The organism is Streptomyces sp. SID4985 (assembly GCF_009863025.1).
Classification (GTDB): Bacteria; Actinomycetota; Actinomycetes; order Streptomycetales; family Streptomycetaceae; genus Streptomyces.
Genome location: NZ_WWIR01000302.1, coordinates 1 through 3,205, shown reverse-complemented (window position 1 = coordinate 3,205; position 3,205 = coordinate 1). Strand labels below are relative to the sequence as shown.

The window sequence follows — 3,205 nt, the reverse complement described above, 5'->3', positions numbered from 1 at the left end:
CCGAGTGGGCGCGGCGCGCCGAGGACACCCGGCTCCAGGCCGCGCTCCAGCTGCGCATGGCCGACACCCTGGACCGCCTCGGCGACCCCGCGGCCGCCCGCCTGCACCGCGCCGCCGCGGAGCGCATCCTGGGGGGAGGAGGGCCCGGCGAAGGCCCCGGAGCCGGACCGTGCGGGGGCGACCGCTCCGGAACCCCTCGCCAATGCCTGCGAAATCCGTAGTTCCTCCGCTGAAGATTGATGCAATGAAAGGCTAGACACGCAGAACACCTTCATTAAACTGGCTCTGCCGCACGTTCTCCTGCGGTGTCTCCCGGTGTGCGCCAGCGCGCCCGGTATGTCTTTCAGTGCACCCCCCTACCCTCTGAGCCAAGGACCGTGATCGACGTGAAGGTCGGCATCCCCCGCGAGGTCAAGAACAACGAGTTCCGGGTGGCCATCACCCCCGCCGGCGTCAACGAGCTGGTGCGCAACGGCCACCAGGTCGTCATCGAGCGCGGCGCCGGTCTCGGCTCCTCGATCACGGACGAGGAGTACATCGCCGCCGGTGCGGGCATCCTCGACTCCGCCGACGAGGTGTGGGCCTCCGCCGACCTGCTGCTGAAGGTCAAGGAGCCCGTCGCGGAGGAGTACCACCGGCTGCGCAAGGACCAGATCCTCTTCACCTACCTGCACCTGGCCGCCTCCCGCGAGTGCACGGACGCGCTGCTCGAGTCCGGCACCACCGCGATCGCGTACGAGACGGTCGAGCTGGCCAACCGCGCGCTGCCGCTGCTCGCCCCGATGTCCGAGGTCGCGGGCCGTCTGGCCCCGCAGGTCGGCGCCTACCACCTGATGCGCCCGGCCGGCGGCCGCGGTGTGCTCCCCGGCGGCGTGCCCGGCGTGACCCCGGCCAAGGCCGTCGTCATCGGCGGTGGCGTCTCCGGCTGGAACGCCGTCCAGATCGCCGTCGGCATGGGCTTCGAGGTGACGCTGCTCGACCGCGACATCAACAAGCTGCGCGAGGCCGACCGGATCTTCGGCAGCAAGGTCAAGGCGATCATGTCCAACGCCTACGAGCTGGAGAAGGCCGTCCTCGACGCCGACCTCGTCATCGGCGCCGTCCTCATCCCGGGTGCCAAGGCCCCGAAGCTGGTCACCAACGAGATGGTGTCCCGGATGAAGCCCGGAAGTGTCCTTGTCGACATCGCGATCGACCAGGGCGGCTGCTTCGAGGACTCCCGTCCGACCACGCACGCCGAGCCGACCTTCCGGGTGCACAACTCGGTCTTCTACTGCGTCGCCAACATGCCCGGCGCGGTGCCCAACACCTCCACCAACGCGCTCACCAACGCGACGATGCCGTACATCGTCTCGCTGGCCAACAACGGCTGGGCCGAGGCGCTGCGCCGCGACGCCGCGCTCGCCCGGGGCCTCAACACCCATGACGGCAAGGTGGTCTACAAGGAGGTCGCCGAGGCCCACGGTCTGGACCACGTGAGCATCGACGCGCTGATCGGCTGACCCCGGCGGGTCCGGCGAGTCGTCAAGTCGTCAGCGTCGTAAAGGCGATTCGTCAACACATCCCGTCAACACCGCGCACCCGGCCGGACCTTGCCCGAAGGTCCGGCCGGATGTGTGTATGGTCACTTTGCGACACTCGGTCAACTCGCCTCGAACGTAACCCTTCGACCGATTCGTACACCGGTGAAACCTACTGTGCGACGGTCGTACGCCCTTGACAGAGGGATGTTTCATTGTCGACACATCCGGCCGGGTCCGGCGGATTGTGTTGCTGCGGACCGCCGACACGCCATAGAGTCGCCAACCGTCGGCATGGTGCCACGCTGACCTTGTCTAGAAGTTTCCTGGTCACCAAGGAGGTAAGACGACTTGTGAATGAGTCGACATTTTCTCCCGGGGGTGGTCAACCAGGAATGCCGGCACGGGGTCACCAGGACCCCACGGGATTCGAGGCTGTCGGCTCCGTAGCTGTGCGCACCTTCGCAGCCCACCAGAGTCCGGTTCCGCAGACGGTCCGGACAGCACACCAGAGCATGGATGGCCATCACGTGAACGCCATGGCCGGCGACGGAAGTGGCGCGCCCCACAACCACTTCGCCGACTACGACGAACTGCCCGAGGGGCACTTCTACGACCCCGACGCCGAGTACGAGCCCGATCCGGAGTACGCGGCCACGCTCGCGCCCGACGCGGCCCGTCAGCGCCGTGAGCGCGTCGGCCCGACCGGGCGCCCGCTGCCGTACTTCCCGATCCCGGGCCCGCTGACCGACCACGGCCCCGCGAAGATCATCGCGATGTGCAACCAGAAGGGCGGCGTCGGCAAGACCACGTCGACCATCAACCTGGGTGCCGCGCTCGCGGAGTACGGCCGGCGCGTGCTGCTCGTGGACTTCGACCCGCAGGGCGCGCTGTCGGTGGGTCTCGGCGTCAATCCCATGGAGCTGGACCTCACGGTCTACAACCTGCTCATGGAGCGGGGCATGTCGGCCGACGAGGTCCTGCTGAAGACGGCGGTCCCCAACATGGACCTGCTGCCCTCCAACATCGACCTGTCGGCCGCCGAGGTCCAGCTGGTCTCCGAGGTCGCGCGCGAGTCGACGCTCCAGCGCGCCCTGAAGCCGCTGATGGACGACTACGACTACATCGTGATCGACTGTCAGCCCTCGCTCGGCCTGCTCACCGTCAACGCGCTCACCGCGGCGCACAAGGTGATCGTGCCGCTGGAGTGCGAGTTCTTCGCGCTGCGCGGTGTGGCCCTGCTGACCGAGACCATCGAGAAGGTCCAGGAGCGGCTCAACCCCGAGCTGGAGCTGGACGGCATCCTCGCCACCATGTACGACTCGCGCACGGTGCACAGCCGTGAGGTGCTCGCGCGGGTGGTCGAGGCGTTCGACGACCACGTGTACCACACGGTCATCGGGCGCACGGTCCGCTTCCCGGAGACCACCGTCGCCGGTGAGCCGATCACCACGTACGCCTCCAACTCCGTCGGTGCCGCCGCCTACCGCCAGCTCGCCAGGGAGGTGCTCGCCCGGTGTCACGCCGAGTGAGTCTGCCCGGAGCCGACGAACTGTTCCGTACGACCGGAGGGATGGCGCTCCAGCCCTCCACGCCCCGGCGGGGAGAGGCCAGGGTGCCGGCCCCGGCCGGGGAGAGCGATCCGGCGGCCGCCGCCGCGCAGGCGGAGGACGCGCCCCAGGCGG

3 protein-coding genes are annotated in these 3,205 nt (G+C 68.8%); all 3 read left to right on the top strand.

All coding sequences use genetic code 11. The annotated features are described in order from the left end of the window. On the top strand, positions 1 to 221 hold a 221-nt coding region (locus GTW40_RS12395), incomplete at its 5' end, for a hypothetical protein (RefSeq protein WP_237525471.1). Positions 222 to 386: 165 nt separating this feature from the next. Further along, positions 387 to 1,502 (top strand): alanine dehydrogenase, encoded by a 1,116-nt coding sequence (gene ald / locus GTW40_RS12390; protein WP_161180224.1) that lies wholly within the window; start codon positions 387 to 389, stop codon positions 1,500 to 1,502. Positions 1,503 to 1,915: 413 nt separating this feature from the next. Next, positions 1,916 to 3,052 (top strand): ParA family protein, encoded by a 1,137-nt coding sequence (locus tag GTW40_RS12385; protein WP_161180223.1) that lies wholly within the window; start codon positions 1,916 to 1,918, stop codon positions 3,050 to 3,052. Positions 3,053 to 3,205: the final 153 nt, after the last annotated feature.